Origin of the sequence: Shewanella sp. AS16 (genome assembly GCF_021412365.1) — a bacterium.
Lineage (GTDB): Bacteria > Pseudomonadota > Gammaproteobacteria > Enterobacterales > Shewanellaceae > Shewanella > Shewanella salipaludis.
Window position 1 is genome coordinate 259,943 of sequence record NZ_JAKCLK010000003.1, and the last position, 23,029, is coordinate 282,971.

Consider the following 23,029-nt stretch of genomic DNA (forward strand, 5'->3'; position numbering starts at 1 on the left):
CAGCACCAGGAGCATCCCATGGCAACAACCAATGATTCCTTGATGGCCCGTCGTCAGGCGGCCGTGGCCGGCGGTGTCGGACAAATTCACCCCATCTTCACCGCCAGGGCCGAGAATACCACTGTCTGGGACGTGGAGGGACGTGAATACATAGACTTTGCCGGCGGTATCGCCGTGCTCAACACCGGCCATCTGCATCCCAAGGTCAAGGCGGCGGTCGCCGCCCAGCTGGACAACTTCTCCCACACCTGTTTCATGGTGCTGGGCTATGAGAGCTATGTGCAGGTATGCGAGAAGCTCAATCAGCTGGTGCCTGGGGAGTTCGCCAAGAAGTCGGCGCTGTTCAACAGTGGCTCGGAAGCGGTAGAGAATGCGATCAAGGTGGCGCGCGCCTACACCAAGCGTGCCGGGGTGATCGCCTTCACCTCAGGCTACCATGGGCGCACCATGGCGGCATTGGCGCTGACCGGCAAGGTGGCCCCCTACAGCAAGGGCATGGGGCTGATGCAGGCCAACGTGTTTCGTGCCCAATACCCCTGTGCGCTCCACGGGGTGAGCGACGATGATGCCATGGCCTCCATAGAGCGGATTTTCAAGAATGATGCCGAGCCGAGTGATATCGCCGCCATCATACTCGAGCCTGTGCAGGGGGAGGGCGGCTTCTATGTGGCCTCGCCCGGGTTCATGCAGCGCCTGCGGGCCCTGTGTGACAGGGAAGGCATAATGCTGATCGCCGACGAAGTGCAGACGGGCGCCGGTCGCACCGGCACCTTCTTCGCCATGGAACAGATGGGCGTCGCCGCCGATATCACCTGTTTCGCCAAATCCATCGCCGGCGGCTTCCCGCTGTCGGGGATCACAGGCCGTGCCAGGGTGATGGATGCCATAGGTCCGGGAGGCCTGGGCGGCACCTATGGCGGCAGCCCGCTGGCCTGCGCCGCCGCCCTGGCGGTGATCGAGGTGTTCGAAGAGGAGCAGCTGCTGGCGCGGGCCAGGGCCCTGGGACTCAGGCTGAAAACGGCACTGGCCAAGCTGCAGGACAGCTTTCCCCAGCTGGCCGAGGTGCGGGGCCTGGGCGCCATGGTGGCGGTCGAGCTGATACAAGACGGCAAGCCGGCGCCCCAGTATTGTGCCGAGATCTTGGCCGAGGCGCGCGCGCGCGGCCTGATCCTCCTGTCCTGCGGCACCTATGGCAACGTGCTGCGCATCCTGGTGCCCCTGACAGCGCCTGATGAGCAGGTAGACAGAGGCCTGGCGATCCTCGGCGACTGTTTGGGGGCCGTGCTCAAGCCCTAGCCGGGTATCTGATCACAGCAAAAGCATCCCGTCCCGGGGCACCCAGGGCGGGATTTTTTATGTCTGTCGTTCGGCTGGAGAGCTCATCCTTGGGCTGGGTCACTTGAATTCGATGAACATATTGGCGGTCAAACGACCGGTTTGCGGGTTGGCATCTATGTCCGTGCCTGGCTCTACCAAGGTGGAATGCAACAGGTTACCAGGGTAAATCAGCAGGCGATTGGGGCGGTATTCCACCTGGTGATACAACTCGTAATGTTCGTTGCTCTGCACAAAATACCCGGGCGGCTCGGTGGCATTTTGACTGACAAACTGCTGCGCCGATTGAAAGTAGGCCGGCATTCGCGAATCGTCGATGCGCTCAAAGCCCGTGGGGATATGGCGGAAAAATGCGGTATTGCCATGGGGGCCGTCGTTGAGATAGTGCAGCAAGGCGAAATAGTGAGGCTGTGGGGTATCGAAGTGCGGCAGGCGCTGCAGCGGCTTGAGCGCTTCGGGATTGGTGCTGATCAGGGAGAAATGCAGTGCCTGCAGCCGGATGCGTTGCCTGGACGGGATCTCATACACCTCATAGAGCAACTTATACAGCCGATTGAGCACATCCTCCACATAGGGCCGCGGCAACGGAGCACGAACGCCAGGATAGAAGGAGTCGGGATCGGCGGCAAATGTGGCCCTGGTGCGGGCGAAATTCCGCAGTGGCGTCAGATCCGCGGCAAAATTATCTATGATGATCAGCGGGGTCTTCTCATGGCCAAGATAGAGAATTTGGGGTGTCAGCCGCACCTTTGGCTCGTTGCCGGCTTGTTGTGCTGTGGCGGCACCTTGGCTGTGCTCGGATACTGTCATGGTCTCTTACCTAGCCCAGGTTGGATTTACAGTAGTGCCGGATGAAATCGGCATGGGGCGGCAGGGCATCGACTTTGCGCTTCACTGTCGATCTTATGTTGCTGAGAAAGGCGTCTAATTCGGCTGCTTCCATCACATCGACTATCGGGTGATATTGTTTGGGCATTATGCCCTGTCCCAGCATCACCTGGATCCAGGAGCTTTCGCCGAACAGCTCATTGCCATGCTTGTATACCTTGCCGCCGTCAGCGAACATCTCGATGCGATGCCGCAGAGATTCGGGTATCGTCATCTGCTTGCAGTAACGCCAGAAGCGGCTGTCTTCGCGGTCGGTGACCTTGTAATGCAATATGATAAAGTCGCGGATGTTTTCTATCTCTGTCTTGGTTTGTTGATTAAATTCATCGACATCTGCCGGCACTATGCCATTGGCGGGGAAGAGCTGCATCAGGCGAATAATGCTGCGCTGAATGAGGTGTATGCTGGTGGACTCCAGCGGCTCGAGGAAGCCGCTCGACAGACCGATGGCGACGCAGTTTTTGTGCCAGTGCAGTCGGCGGGTGCCTGTCTTGAACTTGATGACCCGCGGCGGATTCAGTGGCTCGGCGTCGAGGTTGTCCAGCAACAATTGGGTGGCGGCCTCATCGGACAGATACTTGCTGCAAAACACCAGGCCATTGCCGGTGCGGTTTTGCAACGGAATGCGCCACTGCCAGCCGGACTCACGGGCGATGGAACGGGTGTAGGCCAGAGGCGTGGCCGTTGACTTTGTCTGTACTGCGATGGCGCTGTCACAGGGCAGCCAATGGCCCCAGTCTTCGAAGCCGGTATTGAGTGTCTGCTCTATCAATAATGCCTTGAAGCCGGTGCAATCTATGAAGAGATCGCCCGCGATGCGTTCGCCATTTTCCAGCACCAGGGCCTCTATGTGGCCGTTGAGTTTACTGTCCGGGGCATGATGCTGCAGCACCTGGCTGATCTTGCCTTCGATACGCCTGATGCCCTGTTGCTCCGCCAATTGACGTAAATACTTGGCATAGAGGCTGGCATCCATGTGGTAGGCATGGTTGTAATCCTGGTTGGGCAGCACGGCAAAGCGGCCTTGACGGGCGGCGAGATGCTCGCTGCAATAGTCGCCTATGTCGCCCACCATGCCCAGTTGCCTGCCCTTGAGCCAGAAGTGTTGAAAACCGCAGGCCCAGCAATCCTTGCCCAGGAAGCCGAAGGAATGCAGATAGTCTTTGCCTGTGTCGCGCCAGTTCTCGAAGGCGATACCCAGCTTGAAGGTGGCGTTGGTGGCGGCCATCACCTCCTGTTCTTTCAGTCCAAGTAAGCGGTGAAATATGTGCAGCGTCGGAATGGTGGCTTCGCCCACCCCCACTGTGCCTATGGCGTCAGATTCGACCAGAACCAGGTCCAGATGTTTGCCCATCAGCTTACTCAGTGCCGCTGCCGTCATCCAGCCTGCGGTGCCGCCACCGGCAATCACGACTCTTTTCTTTGTTGTTGTCATCATCTCGGTCCTTAACATGGATTAACGCTTGAGCTTATTGGTCAGATCTGCCCTGAGCTTGCGGGCATTGGACTCATCCAATGGAGTGGTGAGCATCCCCTGCGCCGCCTCGGGTATGTGGGCCAGCGCCTCAGGATCATGGTCAAAAATATAGTGGTCGAACATGGCCTTCCATGCCTGCCGCTGTGCTTTGGGCAAGGAGCGCAGACTGAGAATCGCGTGCAACAGCGCATTGTTGGGGCGGCCGAGGTAGTCCGGGCTATCGCGCCACCAATGGGTGATGAGCACATTGAAATCAGCGCTGGCACGCACATGGTGCCACCACATGCTGGGGATGAATAACACGTCACCGGCCTCCAGCTCGGCGGTCAGTGCCGCCGCCATCGCCATGGCAAACCTGGGAAAGCGCTCAAGATCCGGCTTGTCCGGATCCACCAGGCTGATGTCCCGACCACCTGGGGCAAATGCCATGGGACCTATATAGAGGTTGCCGACTTGCTCGGGTGGAAACAGGGTGAAGGTACGTTTGCCGACGGCGTTACAGGCCAGATTATGGGGCAGATCTAAGTGGGCTGCGATGCGTGATGGGTTGCCCAGCCAGATGTTGATTAACGGCGCTATGGGGGCGAGATCCAGGCTGTTGTCTATGCCGAGTCCCGGCAGACATCTCTGTATCTCAGTGGAGCCCATATAGATGCCGGCGGGCTTGTCGGCTTCAGCCTCTGCCTGCAGCCGTTCCAAGAGCTGCCTCAGGTCCAGCTTGCCGGCCTGATAGTTGAAGCCATCCAGGGTCTCATTGTAAAACACCCGGCCGTCATGTTCAGGCGCCACATGGTAGGCGGTGACCGGCATGCCCTGGTAGAACTGTGCCAGGTAAGCCATCGCCTGCTTGGAGGACCTCAGCCCGGCTTGTACCAGGGGCCAATGGCTGCAGAGGCCGCCGAACACCAGCGGTGTCTCGGCCGTGGCGATGAGGGCCTTCATCTCATCGAGTGAACACTGCTCCAGGCGTTTGACCCGGGCAGTTTGACAGACAGGGGCGGCAGCTTTCATGGTCGTCTCTTTATTGGCGGGCGTTTTTCAGATCCAGCAGCTTGCGCACCCTGGACTGGGATGCCAGCGTCATATAGATGGCCTGCAGATAGCCCTTGCGATGCAGTTGGGCCAGTGCCTCGGGCGGTAATTCGGCCAGGATGTCTTCGTTGATCGTGTAGAAACCTATCATCTGATGCTGCTGACCATTGTCCAGGGTGATGTCCAGGCTGAAAGACTCCAGCAGTTCGTGCTCTATCAGGGCGTCGATAAAGGTTTGGCCGTCGATGAGGCCGTAGTGGATGGTTTCCAGCATGTCGCCTATGTCATCGAGATATTGGGTGTTGCCGCCATAAGGGTGGAACAGCGGCTCGCCTTGGGTGCTGCTGATGCGCGGGCTGTTCATGTCGATATGGATGACGCGCTGTTTCAGCTCCAGGCCGTCTTCATGCACCGTCTGCAGGCCAATCAGGAAAGGCTGGCGCCTCAGGGTCAACGGAATATAAGAGCTCTGCCAGCCGTCGGCGTTCAGAAACAGATTCTCCTTGTGTTGAAAACCATGAAGGGCGACGGCAAAGAACTGACCCGTGGTCTGATCCTTATGGAAAAAAATCGGGTAGTGGGCCTGTAGGCTGCGAAATTCCGCCGGAAAGGTCACGCTGAACCACTGATTGTCGCCGTACTCGGCCGAACGGGCTGTGATGATCTTCAGATCTTTATGGTCAATGTTGTTGAGCAATACATGTTTGTTCATGGGCTGGCTGTTCCTTGTACAGTCTCACTCGGCGCGAGTTATTGTCATTATCTTGCAGGCTATATTTTGGCGAAACCCGCCTGTTTCACCCTGTCCAATAAGTCTCGGTTGGCGGGCAAATTTCGGCTCAGGGCTCGGGTGCGTTGCTGATTTTCGCTGAAGAGCTTTTGCGCCAACTGCTGTTGCGATGGTTTCACATGGGTGGGCAGGGCTGTGTGAAAGCCCATGCCGTAGAGCACGTACTGAAAACTTGCCGCGGGAAACAGGGGCTCCCTGTGGCCTATATCCTGTGGACCCGGAGCCTGGTGCCGCCAGAGCGCCAAATATTCATCGAGACGGGCCGGGACAGAGTTTGCTTCTCTGTGATCACGCCAATACGCGTCCGCCTCGCGGCGACTGACTAGATAGTGCAGCTTCAAGAAGTCGATGATTTGCAGCCAGTGGCGCTCGTAGCGCTCGTTGACCCTGGCGGCTATGGTGTCCATCACGGCGCGGTTGGCGGGCAGCTGCGTTGCCAGGGTGTTGGCGCTCCACTCGACCAATGCCAGGGCCGAGGCCTCCAGCGGCTCGATAAAGCCCGCGGCCATGCCGATGGCGATGCAGTTGTTTTGCCAGCATCTGGCCCTGTAGCCTGGCTTGATGCTGAGCCGGCGTATTTCCGCGGCGCCATGACCTTTGACATTGGGGTTGATATCGCCCAGGTAAGTAAACAGGCTCTGCTCCGCGTCGCTGTCGCTGCAGTGGCTCGAGGAATACACATAGCCTACCCCCCTGCGGCTGGACAGGCCTATATCCCAAATCCAGCCGCAGGGCTGGGCGGTCGACAAGGTGCAGGAGGCAATGGGACTCAGATCATCGGCATAGGGAACCTGAACCGCCAGGGCGCGGTCGTTGAACAGCACTGAATGTTGACTGAGAAACGGCACCTGCAGATGTTCGCCCAGCAGCAGGGATTTGACCCCGCTGCAATCGATGAAGAGATCGCCGTGAATGAGGCCGTTCTCCTTGGTGAGCAGGCTGTCTATGTCGCCATTGGGCAGCCCCTGAATATGGGTGACATGATCGCGGACATGGGTCACGCCTAGCTTCTCTGTGCAGTGCAGCATCAACATGCGGCTGAATTTCCCCGCATCCAGGTGATAGCCGTAATTGTTCTGGAAGTGGTATTCGGGGGTGGCTATGGTCTTGGGTGCCAGCCCCAACTGCGTGAGGCAATCCTGGCTCGAGACGGCATCGGCGAAGCTGACACTGTCCCTGTGGGGCAACCAAAAGGGGCACAGATCCAGCGTCTGGTGACCATGGGGTAAACTGAAGGGGTGCAGATACTGCTTCTGCGGCTGGCCTGGAAGCACCCCATCCTGTTGCCAGTCAATGAAGCGCGATCCCTGTTTGAAGCTGGCGTCGCATTGGCGGATAAACTCGGTTTCGCTTATGCCTATCTTGGACAAGGTATTGCGCATCGAAGGCCAGGTGCCTTCGCCGACCCCTATGGTGGCGACATCGGGTGATTCTATCAGGGTGATATCCAGCCTGGGGGAGGCAGCAACTTGCCCCCTGTCGACATTGTGCTCGGCAGCCAAGATAGCCGCGGTAAGCCAGCCGGCGCTGCCGCCGCCGACTATGACTATCTTGTGGATGGGTGTATGTGCTGCTTGCTGCATTGTGAGTGCCTGTTATTTTTATCTTTGTTTATTAAGGCTTTCTATCGTTACCGCCGCCGGCCCAGGCCGACAGTCTGGTTAGAATTGAATACTTGTCCCGTGATTTCAAGTCTTTGTTGGGTTCGCCGGGGTTAAAAAAAGCGGCTACTCCCTGTAGCCTCAGTGTCATCCTGATAAAAGCTGGGTATCTGGGGATACCCAGCACGACCTTAAGGAAAGATCTGTTGCGCTTTATTAGCCTTAGAAGCTGTAACGTGCTCCTATGCTGTAACGCGCTCCCGTCTGGGTGTAGTTGAGCACTTGCTCGCTGGCGCGGCCATGTACCCTGGTACTCTCATTGGTGATGTTCAGGCCCTCGAAGAAAATGGTTAAACCTGCAACCGCCTCCACATCGTAGCCTATGTTGAAATCGACCTGGGAATAGGCCTCGGTATATTGGGGGTTGGCCCCGGTACCTTGACCCGTCGAGTTCAGGAACTCATCGCGCCAGTTGTAGGCCAGTCGCGCCGAGAAACCATAGTTTTCATAGATGGCAACCAGGTTGGCCGTGTCACTGATGTTGGTCAGGACATTCTGGGTGGCATCACCCGGGCGGCCCAGGTTGCTGTTGTCGTATTCATCTCCGGCATCGACCAGGGTGTAGTTGGCCTGGAGTCCGAAGCCAGATTCACCGAAGAAGTGCTGCACGGCAAATTCCCAGCCGTCGATCACCGAGCTGTTGTCATCGTTGGTCGGTTTGGTGAGGATGAAATTCAGCTCAGGATCGCCAGGGTTACCGGTAATTTCTATGTTGCCGTTGGCCGGATTGATGGTGACGTTCGGATCTGTTGCGCCGTAATTGTCATAGATCCACTGACGCTGCTCGATAGCCGTGATGGCACCGGCGGCAATCGCCTCATCGACATACTTGCCGTGGGACGGGTCCGCAATGTTGTAGATGTTGGAGTTTTCCGGGTTGCTGCTGATGAAGTTGGTCACATCTTTCCTGAAATAACCGATAGAGACATAGCTGGCATTGCCATAATACCATTCCGCCGACAGGTCATAGTTGGTCGATTCCAATGGCAGCAGCCCTGGGTTGCCGGCCGAACCGCTGCCGCCGCCGCGGTAGGCCAGGGTGCTAACCACAGTGCCGCCCTGAATAGAGGTGTAATCCGGGCGTCCTATGGTTTCACTGTAGGCGGCACGCAGATACACATCGTCGACCAGCTCTATGTTGAAATTCGCATTCGGCAGGAAATAGTCGTAATCACCTGTCTGGGTCTGGAAGGCGCGCTCCCCTGTGGCATTCAGGGCTATCTCGGATTCCGCTATCCAGGTCGCCGAGTCGTAGGTTGAGACTGCTGAGGTGGATTCGACATCTGTCTGTTCATAGCGTAAGCCGAGATGCACATCGAATGGCATGTTGCTGATTTCACCGGCATAGTTATATTGCACATAGGCCGACTTGGATTCCTCCTGGGTGAACCTGTCGGTATCGCTGGCGTAATCGGTCGATGGACAGAAGCCGTTGCCACAGTCGCCAACCACGCTGGAGGCGTACAGTTCTGCGGCACGGGCACGGACCTTTTCAAAGTCCCATAGGAACATGGTGTTGAGCGGATCTGTCGAGGCCGAGCCCTGGTAGTCTGAGAAGTCACCCTTGGAACCGTCGAACTTGTCGATGACACCGCTGCTGGGGAACCAGGCGGCATCCAGATCGCCCGCGGCGCCTATGCCGCCCCAGTCATTGCGCTGCACCAACACGGACTGGGAGTGATTATTCACATCCGTCATGGCGAGGCCAAAATCTATGCTGTTGCCGTTGTCGAAGTCATAGTTGCCGGAAATTTGCAGTTGCTCTATTTCCGAGCGGTTGATGGCGTTGGTAAAGGTTGAGCCTGTGACGCGCATGTCTTCGGGACGCACCGCATTGCCGCCGCCAATGGCCAGCACAGGCACCTCGCCGGTGAAGTCGGTTGCGGCACTGGTGCGGATGAAGGCGGCGGTGCTCAGGTTGTTGTTGCTGCCGTAGCGATTATTTGGGGTACGCTCGGCATAGGAGTCGTGATAATCCAGCTTCAGTGTCAGGTTATCGCTGGCATTCCAGGCGAGGTTGAAGCCAAGTGAGCCGCTCTCATCTCGGGTGCCGTAGTCGCCGGCCGCCATCGACATATCGGCGACGCCATCATAGGTTTCCGAGTACACCAGCGGCGAGGAAACCGGGCCGTCGCTCCAGGTGCTTTCCTGGGTCGGCACGAAGTTGAACCAGGCCGAGACATCGTGCGACTGGGTATCTATGTCGTTACGCATGTAAGTGTAATCCAGGGTGGCGCGCAGCGAGTCTATCGGCTCGTATTGCAGCACTAGCTGGCCATTGGTACGTTTACGCTGTTGCTCTTCGAAACGGTATACAGTGGTCTGTGGCACGCTGTAGATGTCACCTTCGCCCGGACGATTGATCTGGTTGGCATCCTTGGGAACGCCGCCCCATTCGGCGTTGCTGCCGCCCCAGTCTTGATCTACCACTCCCGGGAAGCTGCGCCAACCTGTGCCGACCTGGGCCTGCTGATTGCCGCTTTCCCTGTCCTGATAGCTGGCAGAGATGGAGATGCCGAATTTATCGTCGGCGAAGGTATTGGAATAGAGGCCGGAAATCTCGGGGGTGACCGAGCCTTCGTCGGTAGAGCTGTCATCGACCGCCTTGACACCTAAGCTGGCCTTGAGGCCTGGCGAACTCAAGGGCCTGTGGGTCAGTACATTGATGGTGGCGCCTATACCGCCGGTCGGATTTTCTGCCTTGGCGGTTTTTTCCACTTCGACGGCACTGATGGCTTCCGAGGCTATGTTGGCAAAGTCGAACGAGCGTGATCCCGTGGTGACCGGCATCTGCCTGCCGTTCAACAACACCAGGTTCTGATCCGCACCGAAACCCCGTACCGAGACCCTGCTGCCTTCGCCGTTTTGACGGTCGATAGACACGCCCGTGATGCGCTGCAGGGATTCGGCCAAGTTGCTGTCGGGGAATTTACCTATGTCTTCGGCATTGATCGCATCGACTATGCCGTCTGAACTGCGTTTCAGATCCATGGACTTGATCAAGCTGCCGCGTATCCCTGAGACCTGAATGACTTCTATGTTATCTTCGGCTCTTGGGTCGCCGTCGGCGGCATGGGCCGGCATGAGGGCACTCAGGCCCAGCGCCAGCGACAGGCTGGTGGCCAGTCGGGTTTTTTCAAAGGTTTTACGTTCCATCACATTTCCCCGTTAAGTAGGTATACAGACTACAACTCTCTGATTTTTTGGTTTGTCTGAACAAAATCTGTACAGCTCACTCATATTTTTGTTCGAGTTAGGTTATGTAAGCGCTTACATAAAGCTAAGTGAAATCCTTATTCGAGTCAACGTAAAGTTGTGATTATGTTGCATTATGATTTAAGTTGCTGTTTTTGTTGGATGTTGTTTGGCGTGCCCAGCTCAGGCCGGGGTCGTTCCCCGGGGTAGCCCCAATCGACGGGCACAGGTTCGATGCGGGCGACTGCGCGGCTGAGTGAAACTGGGTGAAGCGGCGGGTTAAGGAAGGCGGCGCGCCGAGTCCCGTATGAACAGGCTGGGGGTGAAGCGGTTGGTGACCTCGACATCTGCCTTGTTGTAGACATGCTTGAGCACCCACAGGGCCGCCATCTTGCCCATCTCATGGATAGGGTTGCTTATGGTATTGAGTTTGGGGGAGATGTATTGCGGGAAGGGGATGTTGTCATACCCCATGAACGACAGATCCTCAGGCACCCTCAGCCCCTGCTCCAGGCAGGTGGCAATGGCGCCCGAGGCCATTTGATCGTTGGCGCATACCACAGCGGTGAAAGGGCGCTGTAGGCTGAGCAGGTGGCGCATGCCATCGCTGCCGCTGGACTCCTTGAAGGTGCCTTCATAGAAGAGCTCGCTCTCGTAGGCGACCGCAGATTCGGCCAGCGCCTTCTTGTGGCCACTCAACCTTTGCCTGGCATCGAGCTTAAACAGGGGGCCTGAGATATAGGCTATGTGCCTGTGGCCGAGCGACAGCAGATGCCGGGTCGCCAGATAACCGCCGAGCTCATTGTCCAGGTAGACGCAACGCTCACGGATCTCGGCTATATATCTGTTGATGAAGACTATAGGCGTATGCTGCCGGCAGAGTGCTATCAGGTAATCGTCGGATACGGCTTCGACATCGAGGATCAGGGCGTCGCAGCCGCGATCGAGCAGGAACTCCACCGCCTCCTTCTCCTGGGCTTCATTGCTGTGGCCGGCGGCGATGATCACATGCTTGCCGGCCGCACGCAGCGAGGCTTCGATCTCCGTCATCATGGGGCCGTAGAAGGGGCCATCGAGTTGTGACACCAACACACCTACGCTGTTGGAGCAGTTGGATGCCAAAGATTGGGCTATGGCATTGGGGCGATAGTCCAGTTGGGCCATCGCATCCAGTACCTTTTGCCGGGTTTTTTCACTGACGTTGGTGTTCTTGTTCATCACCCGCGACACAGTCGCGAGTGAGACACCTGCCAGGACTGAAACGTCATAAATGGTCGCCATATCGTCTCTAACTCTGGCCGTTCAAGAGTACAATGGCTCGAAGATTAGCACGTTTCTATTGAGCGACTCTATTTAATTCCATATTGATTTCATCGACTTTGCCATTGTTCAGCCTATACCAACGCATGACGATGGCGACCAGGATTGAACCTATGGCAGGGTACAAGGTGAAAGAGACCAAGATGCCATGCAAGGTGGCCTGCGACTGGACCAGCTCGGCCTGATACCCATAGCCCGCCAGCAACCAGCCGGCGGCGGCGCCGCCGATGGCGACCCCAAGTTTGATGAAGAAGATCACCGAGGAGTAGAGCATGCCTGTGATACGCACCCCCGTCTTGTATTGACCATAATCGACCGCATCCGCCATCTTGGCCCAGAGCAAAGGCGTCGCCATGTTGAAGGTGAAGCCCCAGAGAATGTACAGGGCAAAGGCCAACACCAGCTGATCTTTGGGGATAAAGTAGTGCAGCACGCACAGTGTCGCCGCCAGGATCTGCAAGCCAATGTAAGCCTTGACCTTGCAGACGCGTTTGGCCAGTGGCTCGGCCAGAACGCAGCCGAAGACGTTGCCCAGCATGCCCAGGGTGATAAACAGGGTGATCATCTCAGGCAGGCCAAGAAAGTATTTCACATAGTAGATCGCCAGACTGGTGCGCAGCACCATGCCGGACATCAGGCACACGGCCGCCACCGACAGTACCCGCCATTGATCGTTTTGTAACAGGAACTTGAAGTCCTGCCTGAAGCTGGAGTCTTGATCTGCCGGTGGATGCAGGCGTTCCCTGGTGCCCCAGAAACAGCCCAGGAACATGGCGACCCCCAGAATGCTCATGGCCAGTATGGTCAGCTGATAGCCCTTGGCCTGGTCGCCTTCACCGAGAAACTCCACCAGTGGCAGGGTCAGGCCCGAGACCAGCAGCCCCCCGAGCATGGCGAACACGAAGCGATAGGATTGCACCGACACCCGCTCCCTGGGATCGGCGGTGAGCACGCCACCCAAGGCACAGTAGGGGATGTTGATGGCGGTATAGACCATCATGAGTGCGGTATAAGTCACGAAGGCATATACCATTTTCCCCTGCTCAGACAGATCCGGGGTGCTGAAGGCCAGTACGCTGATCGCGCCGAAGGGCAGGGCGAACCACAGCAGATAGGGGCGGAATTTCCCCCAGCGGGTGCGGGTTCTGTCTGCCAATGCCCCCATCAGGGGATCTGTGACGGCATCGATCAGCCGTACCGCCAGGAACATGGTGCCGACGAATGCCGGTGAGATGCCGAAGATATCTGTATAGAAAAACGTCAGGAACAGCATAACGGTTTGAAAAACAATGTTGCTGGCGGTGTCACCCAGGCCATAGGCTATTTTTTCTCTTATGCTAATCATTTTTTTGCCTTATTTATTATTGTGATGGCTCGAGGCGCTTCGGCTGCAGATGAGGTCTCTGTAGGCCTGGCCACTGGCTTTTATGGTACGTGTCTGGCTTGGATAGTCGACATAGACTATGCCGAAGCGCTTGAGGTATCCCTCGGCCCACTCGAAATTATCCATCAGACTCCAGGCGAAGTAACCCTTAACATTCACTCCTTGCTCAACGGCCGTGTGTACCGCATGCAGGTGGCTCTGGTAATAGGCCAGCCTGTCCGGATCGTCGACCCTGCCATCGACACATTTATCGGCCATGGCTGCGCCATTTTCCGTGATGTAGATTGGCGGCAGCTCATAGGTGTCATTCAGCTTTATCAGCAATTCACTGAAGGCCTGCGGATAGATCTCCCAGCCGATATCCGTCTTGGGAGCCGCGGGCGGCACTTGCTCGAAGCCCTGCTGCGGACAGTGGCGGTACACGGCCCGGGTGTAGAAGTTGACGCCGAGAAAATCCAGCGGCCGGGCTATGATGTCCATGTCACCGTCGAGGATTACGGGTCTATCCTGTGAGTCCAGGGTCTCCAGCAGCGCCGGATAGGCGCCGTCCAGGATAGGCTTGATGTACCACTGATTGAAATAGTCATCGGCCAGCTTCGCCGCGGTTATATCTGCGTCATCGGTACTCTGGGGGTAACAGGGGGTGAAATTAAGCACTATGCCGTTGAGGCTGTGCGGGCTGTTGTTTTGCAACACCTGCATCGCCAGTCCGTGAGCCAGCAGCAGATGGTGGGCGGCCTGGCGGCCATAGGCTTTCTTCGCCAGCCCGGGCGCATGTATCCCAGTCTCGTAGCCAAGGTACGAGCTGCAGAAGGGCTCGTTGAGGGTGGCATAGGAATAGACCCTGTCGCCGAATAGGCGGCTGATTTTATCAGCGTAATCCCGGAACAGGTAAGGGGTCTCGCGGTTTAACCAGCCGCCCTTATCTTCGATATGCTGCGGCAGGTCCCAGTGATACAGGGTCACGAAGGCCTTGATATTGCGGCGTTTCAACTCATCGAGCAAGTCGATATAGAATTGGGCGCCCTGGGTATTGATGCTGCCGTCCCGGTGCAACACCCGTCCCCAGGAGACGGACAGCCGGTAGGCATCGACCCCCAGGGCCGCGATCAGTTCGACATCCTGTTGCCATCTGTCGATATGCTCGCAGGCGCTGTCGCCGTTGGAGCCGTCACGTATCTTGCCCGGGGTGGCACAGAAGGTATCCCAGATACAGGGGAGACGGGAAGCCGCGCTGCCTTCAATCTGGAAGGAAGCGGTGGCCACACCGTAGATGAAGTGTTCGCTCATGAGTCTGGAGTCTTGAGGTAGGGATATTTTCATTAGTTCAGTCACTTAATTTCGGTTCGTTAATGCTTGCAGAGATCTCTGAGTCAGGAAGCGAGTAAGCGTCGCTCGATATTACTTCCTGTGCTCTAAAATCGTTGACTTTGGTTATTGATATGTTAAAAATGAAAGCGCTTACATCGAGGTTAGTGACTAAAGAGATAAAGGTCAATAACCGCAGGCGATAATTTATCCGTTGCCGATATCGCGGCCGACGGGGATCAGAATGGAGTGAAAAGATGGCAGGAATATCGATTGACGCGGATGAGGCGCAGGCCGCCGGGGTGCATCAGCATGGCAACTTCAGGTTTGCCTTGCTGGTGTTGACCTCGTTGTTCTTCATGTGGGGATTTATCACTTGTCTCAACGATATCCTGATCCCCTACCTGAAGAATATGTTCGAACTGAATTACGCCCAGGCCATGCTGGTGCAGTTCTGTTTCTTCGGTGCCTACTTCATAGTGTCGCTGCCGGCGGGCGCCCTGGTTGGCAAGATTGGTTACCAGAAGGGCATAGTCGCCGGGCTGGCGCTGGCCTGCTGTGGCTGCTTGCTGTTTTATCCTTCGGCGAGTTACGCCTCCTACTGGATGTTTCTGGCGGCCTTCTTCGTGCTGGCATCCGGGATCACCATATTGCAGGTGGCGGCCAACCCCTATGTCAGCGTATTGGGACCGGCTCATACGGCATCGTCGCGCCTGACCCTGACCCAGGCCTTCAATTCTTTCGGCACCACGGTCGCGCCCTTCTTCGGCAGCTGGTTGATCTTGTCGACGTCACCTCAGCTGAGCCAATCGGCACCAGATGCGACCTTGGATGCCGCGGCCCAGGCAGGCACAGTGCAGCTACCCTATCTCATCCTGGCGGCAACGCTGGCCGTGCTGGCGCTGGTCTTCATCTCGCTGAAATTACCGCCGCTGGGCAAGAAAACCCTGGCCGCCGCCTCGACATGCGACAAGAACGGTGCCAGTGCCTGGCGTTATCCCCATCTGGTATTGGGCGCCATAGGCATCTTCGTTTATGTGGGTGCCGAGGTCGGCATCGGCAGTTTCCTGATCAATTTCCTCGTCCAACCCGAGATAGGCGGTTTCAGCCATGCCGAGGCGGCGCACTATATCGCCTACTACTTCGGCGGCGCCATGGTGGGGCGCTTCGTCGGTGCCGGCGTGATGCAGAAAATCAAGGCGGGCAAGGTGCTCGCCTTCAATGCCCTCTGCGCCTGTGCTCTGGTGACCCTGGCGCTGGCGAGTACAGGCACCCTGGCCATGTGGGCCCTGCTGCTGGTGGGCCTGTGCAACTCCATCATGTTCCCGACCATCTTCAGCCTGGCATTGCAGGATCTCGAGCAACACACCAGCCAGGGCTCGGGCATCCTCTGCCTGGCGATAGTCGGCGGGGCGATATTGCCACTGTTGCAGGGACTGCTGGCGGACAACCTGGGGATCCAGCTGGCGTTTCTGGTGCCACTGCTCTGTTACGGTTTCATCGCTTTCTACGGCGCCATTGGCTGTGATGCCAAGCGGCCAAGCTTCTGAACCTGCTTCGAGCGGAATGCGGCGTCAGCGGGCGCCGCAGTCTGAGTTTTTTATTTTGCATAAGGCGAACATCATGAGTGTCATCGCAACGAGAAAAAACCTCTCTTCTGGCCTGAGTCTGCTGGCCATAGCTCTGGCGACGGTCCTGAGTGGTTGTCAGGAACAGGCGCCAATCAGCAGTGCCGACCTGGGTGAACAGACAGCAGCAGCGACTGCGCCAACTGCCGAGCACGGCAACAGTCTGGACGGCAAGACCACTGATATAGGTATCTGGCCCAAGCTGGATATTCCCCACAGCAACGAGGCCGAGGTCGAGCGGCGCATCGGCGAGCTGCTGGCGAAAATGACTCTGGAGCAAAAAATTGCCCAGATGATCCAGCCGGAAATTCGCGACATCAGCGTCGAAGACATGCGCAGATATGGTTTCGGTTCCTACCTCAACGGCGGCGGAAGCTACCCCAACGATGACAAGCATGCCACCCCGGCCGATTGGATTGCCCTGGCCGAGGCCATGTATCAGGCCTCAATGGACGATTCGCTCGATGGCATCAGCATCCCCACCATGTGGGGCACGGATGCGGTGCACGGTCACAACAATGTTATAGGCGCCACCCTGTTCCCGCACAACATAGGTCTGGGGGCGGCCCGGGATCCCGAGCTCATTCGCCAGATCGCCGCCATCACGGCCAAGGAAGTCATGGTCACCGGCATCGACTGGGTATTTGCCCCGACAGTCGCCGTGGTGCGTGACGATCGCTGGGGCCGGACCTACGAAGGCTACTCAGAAGATCCCGTTATAGTGAAAGCTTATTCACACGCCATAGTCGAAGGTTTGCAGGGCAGCGGCGACACCGACTTCCTGTCGGATCAGCATGTGCTCGCCACTGTGAAGCATTTCCTCGGCGATGGCGGCACCGAGGGCGGCGATGACCAGGGGGACAATCTGGCATCCGAGCAGGCGTTGTTCGACATTCACGCCCAGGGCTATGTCGGCGGCCTGACTGCCGGCGCCCAGACTGTGATGGCGTCTTTCAACAGCTGGCATGGCATCAAAAACCACGGCAACCCCTATCTGCTGACCGAGGTGCTGAAAAACCGCATGGGCTTCGACGGCCTGGTGGTCGGCGACTGGAACGGCCACGGCCAAGTGGCAGGTTGCAGCAACGAGTCCTGTCCCCAGGCTGCCAACGCCGGCCTGGACGTGTTCATGGTGCCGACCCAGGCCTGGAAACCCCTGTATGACAATACCCTGGCGCAAGCCCGCTCCGGTGAAATCAGCCCGGCGCGCATCGACGATGCCGTCAGCCGTATCCTGAGAGTGAAAATCCGTGCCGGTTTATTCGAAAAGCCAAGCCCGGCTAAACGACTCCTGTCGGGCAAGACAGAGCTGATAGGGCAGGCGAGCCATCGTGATGTCGCCCGCCAGGCGGTACGCGAGTCGCTGGTGCTGCTGAAAAACAATGACCACCTGCTGCCGTTGTCGCCCAAGGCCAAGGTATTGGTGGCGGGCGATGCGGCCGACAACATAGGCAAGCAGAGCGGTGGCTGGTCCATTACCTGGCAAGGCACAGGCAACAGCAACCAGGACTTCCCCGGTGGCACCTCCATCTATGCAGGTATTGCCCAGACCCTGAAAGCCGCCGGCGGCATGGCCATGCTGAGTCCGCAAGGCAGCTTCGATGCGGCCGACAAGCCGGACGTGGCGATAGTGGTGTTCGGTGAGGAGCCCTATGCCGAGGGCAATGGCGATCTGGATAACCTCGAATACCAGCGCGGCAACAAACGCGACTTGGCGCTGTTACAGAAATTGAAGGCCCAGGGCATTCCCGTGGTGGCGGTATTTATCAGTGGCCGGCCGCTGTGGGTCAACCCAGAACTCAATGCCTCTGATGCCTTCGTCGCCGCCTGGCTGCCCGGTACCGAGGGCGCCGGCATAGCCCAGGTGCTGTTCGCCAAGGCCAATGGTGAGATCAATCACGACTTCAGTGGCAGGCTGTCCTTCTCCTGGCCGGCGACGCCACAACAGACCCGGGTGAATGTCAAAGATGCCGATTACCGGCCCTTGCTGCCCTATGGCTATGGCCTGAGTTATGGGCAACCGGATAAGCGCGTCGATGCCGACACTGCCTACGCCCTGGCGCTGACCGGCAACACCCTGTCGGAAGACAACTTCAGCCGCCGGACCGAGTTGGCACCGCGGCCTTTGTTCGAGCGGGCGGTCAAGTCTCCCTGGAAGATGCTGATCGGCAGCATCGAAGGTGAACGGATATCGACCCAGGCCATAGGCAGCAGCGTGCAACACAACTCAGTGCTGAGCATCAAGACCCAGGACAGGCGGGTGCAGGAGGACGCCCGCAGCGTCAGCTTCAACGGCAAGGGGCTGGGCTTTGTCAGCTTGCAGGGAAATTTCCCCGAGGATCTGCGGGCCTACACGGATGCAGGTGCGGCACTGACCTTCGGCATCAAGACTGCCGCCAGGCTGGATGGCGCCGTCAATGTCGGCATGAGCTGTGAGGGTGACTGCCGTGCGGCTGTGGATATTGCCGCCGCCCTCAACGCCGCCCCCCTGGGCAGCTGGCAGGAGATCAGTATCGATCTGGGTTGCTACCAACAACAGGGGGTCAACTTCGGCAAGATCCTCTCGCCCTTCGTACTGTCGACCGCCACGGCGGCCGACATCAGTTTCAGCGATGTGCTGCTGGTGCCCCATGGCGCAGCCGACGCGACGATCTCCTGTCAGTGACATTGCAGGGCAACCCCAGGGGCGGCAGCTTTTGTCGTTAGCGACCCGGACATGGCCATAGCCGGCAAGGAGAGCAGATGAGCAAGACAGGCTGTTTGGACTACTGCATCGAGCACCCGGCCAGCGGCCGGGATAACATTTTTCAGTGAAGGGGTGAACCAGTGGAACAGAAATCCAAATTCAGGATAGGCATCGATTTAGGGGGAACGAAGATTGAGTTGGTGGTGCTGGATGCCGGTGGCGCCGAGCTGTTCAGGAAACGTATCCCCACCCCGCGTGAGTATGTCGCTACCCTGGATGCGATCGCCTCTCTGGTCGGCGAGGCCGAAGCTGGGCTCGACGAAAAAGCCAGCGTCGGCGTCGGCATCCCAGGGGTGATTTCGCCCTTCACCGGCCTGGTGAAAAACGCCAACTGCACCTGGATCAACGGTCATCCGCTGGACAGGGATCTCGGTGAGCGGCTGCAGCGCCCCGTCAAGGTGGCCAACGATGCCAATTGTTTTGCGGTGTCCGAGGCGGTCGATGGTGCGGCGGCGGGCAAGTCCGTGGTGTTCGGGGTGATCATAGGTACAGGCTGTGGTGCCGGCATCGCCATCAACGGCCGGGTGCATGGCGGTGGCAATGGCATAGGCGGCGAGTGGGGCCATAATCCCTTGCCCTGGATGACCGCCGATGAATTCAACTCGACCCGGTGCTTCTGCGGCAATCAGGACTGTATCGAGACCTTTGTGTCGGGTACTGGCTTCGTGCGGGATTTTCGGGCGGCGGGCGGCGTGGCCGCCAGCGGCATAGAGATTGCCGAGATGATGCAGGCCGGAGACGAGCTGGCGACCCAGGCCTTCAACCGCTTCATCGATCGCCTGGCCCGCTCCCTGGCCCATGTGATCAACATGCTGGATCCCGATGTGATAGTGCTGGGTGGTGGCGTGTCCAATATCAAGGCCATTTATCGTCAGTTGCCTGCCGTGCTGTCCGGGTATGTCGTTGGTCGCGAGTGCCATACCCAGGTGGTAGCCAACCTCTACGGCAGTTCCTCCGGAGTACGAGGTGCCGCCTGGTTATGGGGCTGAATGCCGTCTCATCTCTTGAATCTCCATGGCGTTATTGCCGCTCCTGCTGTTCGGGCTGGGGCTCTGGGGCGTTGAGGGGCGAGGCCTTGATCTTGAACTGCACCGCGGGAAAATAGTTGCCTATTTCCCGTCTCTGCCACCAGGCGCCTGTGTCGCTGCGCTCGCGCCGGTTGCTGAAGCGGTAATTGTACAGCCGGGCGCGTACCAGGCGCGGCGGTTGTGCAGTCAAAATCCCCTTCTCTGTCTGCACTTGGTTTTGAAAAGGAGCCGCCTCGAACAGCGCCAGCACCTGGGGATTGTTGAACAGCAGGTTTACCATCAGGTTATGGAACCAGGGGGGCGGGGGCTGTCCGTCCAGTGCGGCAAACCACAGCTGCCAGTCGAGCCTGGGCTGATGGGGAATGTTCCAGAGCGGCGCCCGGGCAGGGTCTCCGGGTTTATAGGGCAGGGTATAGGGCAGCCAGTGCTCGCCATCCATTGAGCCTTCTATCTGTATCTCGGGTCTGCGGGTGGTCATCACGGCGAACACCCCGTAGGGATTGGCCAGGTACCAGGGATCGACGCGGCTCAGCAAGGCTGCGAGTGAGGCAGGCGCCGAGGCCAGCCCCAGACCGAGAAGAATTTGCCCCAGACCCAGGACGCCCAATACTATCCCCAACAAATACTTGGGCAGCTTCCAGACCAGCAGACGTGGGGAATCGGGCTCGGGAGGCTCGGGAGTCGCTGGTTTTCCCCTGGCCCAATCTAGGGCGCAGCGCAACCAGCTGGGCAGGTCGTTGTCGTCCAGCAGCAGCAAGCATAGCGTCAGGGTCAGCAGATTGAAGAAGTTGTAATTGCCCGTCAGCAGTATGCTCAGCTGCAATACCACTATTCCCCAGGCCGCCAGCTTGCGTGGCCGCCGCCCGAGAAAGATAAGCCAAGGCAATAGCAGCTCCATGGTCAGCACCATCAGGGTAAAGAGCTGCAGGCTCCAGGCGGGTAATTGCTGGGCATACCAGGCCAGCGGCGTCGGCAAGGGCTGGGTCTGGAAATGATACTCGAGTGCCGTCAGTCCGGCCCAAGTAGGATCGCCGCTGAGAACCTTGACCGCGCCGGACATGAAGATGAAACGAAACAGCAGCAGGCGCAGCAGCCAGACCCCCAGGCCCTTGCCCTGGACTCTGCCTTGTCCATTTCCCCCCACCAGGAATAGCGCCAGCAAGCCGGTTTCCAGCAACAGCAGATCCCATTGGTATTGCATGAAGTCCTGACCGCCATGCACCAGCGACAGATACAAGAGATACAGGAGCAGCAGGCATAGCCCGGGAAAGAGCCCGGACAAGAGCTCGGATAAGGCAGTGGCCAAGGGCCTGGCTTGGCTCTCGGATAAGCTCGTGGATGAGCTCTTGAAAGAGCTATTGAAAGAGCTTTTGAATAAGTGTTTGGATATGCCTTTGCATGGCTTGTTGAACAGGGCCCGGGGCAGGAAGCCGAACAGCAACAGCAGGCTCAGCCCCATGCCGGCCAGGGTCAGCGCCTGGATGCCGGTATCCGATGCGTCCCACCAGAACAGCGTTGGCAGTTGCCAGTAACCCGTGTCTCCGAACACCTCTTTGGCGGCCCGCATCAAGTCTGCCACCGGCTGCAGGCCATCATGACCTATGAGGCCGAGCGCCTGTACATGAAAGGAGGCGAAGGCGAAGAAATAGATCAGCGACAGCAGCCGCAGAAATAGCCAGCTTATCTGCGTATATTCGGGCGGATACAGCCGCTCACCCAGCAGCAGCTTCTGTGCGCCGAAGGCAAGCTCCCTGTGGCCCGCGACCCAATCATAGACCCACTCACTGAGCGGCGCACAGCCGGGGATATGTCGATAAGCCCAGGCATAGTGGCCCTTGCCCGGAATGCGGCGCAGCACCTCGCAGGCGGCCTCGGCCCCCTGGCAACGGCGGCCATCCTCATCGAAAAACTGGATATGGCCGCGAAAGACGGACTCGTCCAGTTCGGCCAACGACTCGGCCAGCTGCGGATTGTCTGGCTCTTGCAGCTCACTTCCTTGACGCTTGAGCCGCTGATAGGGGGCATAGCCTACCCGCTCGCCGGTTTGCCGCGACCAATAGTCAATCCAGGTCCGACAGAAGCGGCAATCACCGTCATAAACCAGCAGGGTCGAGCCAGCCACGGGAGACATAACAGTCATAGGAGACAGAGAAGTCATAAGGAGTCTTAGAGCTGAATATAGCCCAGTCCAGGAGGAGGCGCAGCCGCCCTGCGGGTATTCTATTGGCTGTTGACAGCCCAAGTGGGAAAGTGTGATGCTGTACGCTGTTTCGATAAATGAAAAAATATAGCATCATCAAATACCTGGAAGTTCATGGTGGTTCACGGAAGCTATGTCGGGGAGTGAGTTCTATCCCCAGGGGTAGGCAAAGGGCAGACCTAAGGATGGATAGAGTGGCCAAGGATAACCTGAGTCAAAGATTGTTGTTTATCGAATTACTCGCCTGGTGGGAAGGCGCTGTGAGCAACAAACAGCTCATGACGCAGTTTGGCGTGAGTCGCCAGCAAGCCTACCAAGATCTGAAAACCTATGCCGAGCGTTATCCGCACAATCTCGTGCGCAGCAACGCAGGCTTTGCGCCCACGGCCAGCTTCATTCCCTATTTTATCTCCACCGACGTCAATCATTACCTGCACTGGTTCGCCGGCGGCCAGCTCTATATCGACAATCCAGCAACACCCGCTGGGGTCAGCGAGCTGCGACTGCCCCCCAGAACTGTCTCGGCCGAAGTGATCCGCGCCCTGGTGCAGGGCATAAGGCAGCAGAAACGCGTCGAGGTCGACTATGTTTCCCTGTCCAACCCGGAAAATGACGGCCGTATCTTTCACCCCCACACCTTCGTCAATACCGGGCTGCGCTGGCACGTGCGGGGCTATTGCGAGAAGTCCCAGGGTTATAGAGACTTAGTGCTCAGTCGCTTTCGCGGCGCCGCCGACGTATTGGACGACTCACCTCATGGCATGGTGGGCGACAGCGCCTGGCAAACCCGAATTACCCTCATACTCCAGCCCGATCCGCGTCTCAGCGCCGCCAAACAGGCTGTGCTGGCCAATGACTACCGGATGGAAGGCGGCCAGCTAGTCCTCAACACCCGCGCCGCCCTGGCCAACTATTTGCTGCATGAGTTACAGGTCAACACCAAGATGCTCGACGGCACCCCGGAGGCCCAACAACTGGTGCTGGTCAACCGGGACGACATCAAACAATGGTTATTCAGCGGTTAACGGACTTTCAAT

15 protein-coding genes are annotated in these 23,029 nt (G+C 58.1%); 5 read left to right on the forward strand and 10 right to left on the reverse strand.

Annotation, left to right across the window (positions count from 1 at the left end; all coding sequences use genetic code 11):
• Positions 1–18 precede the first annotated feature (18 nt).
• Positions 19–1,296 carry a 4-aminobutyrate--2-oxoglutarate transaminase gene (gabT, locus tag LZP73_RS09740; RefSeq protein WP_234234656.1) on the forward strand — a complete coding sequence of 426 codons (1,278 nt, stop codon included), beginning with the start codon at positions 19–21 and terminating at the stop codon, positions 1,294–1,296.
• A gap of 99 nt (positions 1,297–1,395) precedes the next feature.
• Here the strand turns inward: gabT and LZP73_RS09745 are convergent, their stop codons facing one another.
• From LZP73_RS09745 to LZP73_RS09785, 9 genes are all read right to left on the reverse strand, one after another.
• Positions 1,396–2,145, reverse strand: coding sequence for a DUF6445 family protein (locus LZP73_RS09745; RefSeq protein ID WP_234234659.1), 750 nt, complete (start codon positions 2,143–2,145; stop codon positions 1,396–1,398).
• 10 nt (positions 2,146–2,155) lie between these two features.
• Positions 2,156–3,658, reverse strand: a complete 1,503-nt coding sequence (locus LZP73_RS09750) for a tryptophan halogenase family protein (RefSeq protein WP_234235255.1) — start codon at positions 3,656–3,658, stop codon at positions 2,156–2,158.
• Between the two features lie 21 nt (positions 3,659–3,679).
• The gene (locus LZP73_RS09755; RefSeq protein ID WP_234234661.1) at positions 3,680–4,711 is read right to left on the reverse strand and encodes a cupin-like domain-containing protein; all 1,032 of its coding nucleotides are present in this window, start codon (positions 4,709–4,711) and stop codon (positions 3,680–3,682) included.
• A gap of 10 nt (positions 4,712–4,721) precedes the next feature.
• Positions 4,722–5,444 (reverse strand): SapC family protein, encoded by a 723-nt coding sequence (locus tag LZP73_RS09760; protein ID WP_234234663.1) that lies wholly within the window; start codon positions 5,442–5,444, stop codon positions 4,722–4,724.
• Positions 5,445–5,503: 59 nt separating this feature from the next.
• Positions 5,504–7,105: a tryptophan halogenase family protein gene (locus LZP73_RS09765; protein WP_234234665.1), complete on the reverse strand. Its 1,602-nt coding sequence runs from the start codon at positions 7,103–7,105 to the stop codon at positions 5,504–5,506.
• A gap of 240 nt (positions 7,106–7,345) precedes the next feature.
• Complete coding sequence (locus LZP73_RS09770; protein WP_234234668.1) at positions 7,346–10,339, reverse strand: TonB-dependent receptor; 2,994 nt, start codon at positions 10,337–10,339, stop codon at positions 7,346–7,348.
• Between the two features lie 318 nt (positions 10,340–10,657).
• Positions 10,658–11,659, reverse strand: coding sequence for a LacI family DNA-binding transcriptional regulator (locus LZP73_RS09775; RefSeq protein WP_234234670.1), 1,002 nt, complete (start codon positions 11,657–11,659; stop codon positions 10,658–10,660).
• 55 nt (positions 11,660–11,714) lie between these two features.
• Positions 11,715–13,043: a glycoside-pentoside-hexuronide (GPH):cation symporter gene (locus LZP73_RS09780; protein ID WP_234234672.1), complete on the reverse strand. Its 1,329-nt coding sequence runs from the start codon at positions 13,041–13,043 to the stop codon at positions 11,715–11,717.
• A 9-nt stretch (positions 13,044–13,052) separates the two neighbouring features.
• Entirely contained in the window at positions 13,053–14,405 is a 1,353-nt protein-coding gene (locus tag LZP73_RS09785; protein ID WP_234234674.1) for a GH1 family beta-glucosidase, read from the reverse strand.
• Positions 14,406–14,647: 242 nt separating this feature from the next.
• On the opposite strand from LZP73_RS09785, the gene LZP73_RS09790 reads away from it, so the two are divergent.
• From LZP73_RS09790 to mak, 3 genes are all read left to right on the forward strand, one after another.
• Complete coding sequence (locus LZP73_RS09790) at positions 14,648–15,940, forward strand: sugar MFS transporter (RefSeq protein ID WP_234234676.1); 1,293 nt, start codon at positions 14,648–14,650, stop codon at positions 15,938–15,940.
• Between the two features lie 73 nt (positions 15,941–16,013).
• Positions 16,014–18,683: a glycoside hydrolase family 3 protein gene (locus tag LZP73_RS09795; protein ID WP_234234678.1), complete on the forward strand. Its 2,670-nt coding sequence runs from the start codon at positions 16,014–16,016 to the stop codon at positions 18,681–18,683.
• Positions 18,684–18,844: 161 nt separating this feature from the next.
• Positions 18,845–19,753: a fructokinase gene (gene mak / locus LZP73_RS09800; protein ID WP_234234680.1), complete on the forward strand. Its 909-nt coding sequence runs from the start codon at positions 18,845–18,847 to the stop codon at positions 19,751–19,753.
• A gap of 31 nt (positions 19,754–19,784) precedes the next feature.
• Here mak and LZP73_RS09805 read toward each other — a convergent pair whose 3' ends face one another.
• Positions 19,785–21,950, reverse strand: coding sequence for a lipase maturation factor family protein (locus LZP73_RS09805; protein WP_234234682.1), 2,166 nt, complete (start codon positions 21,948–21,950; stop codon positions 19,785–19,787).
• Between the two features lie 236 nt (positions 21,951–22,186).
• Between LZP73_RS09805 and LZP73_RS09810 the strand changes: the two genes are divergently transcribed.
• Positions 22,187–23,017: a WYL domain-containing protein gene (locus LZP73_RS09810; protein WP_234234684.1), complete on the forward strand. Its 831-nt coding sequence runs from the start codon at positions 22,187–22,189 to the stop codon at positions 23,015–23,017.
• The last annotated feature ends 12 nt before the right edge of the window (positions 23,018–23,029 follow it).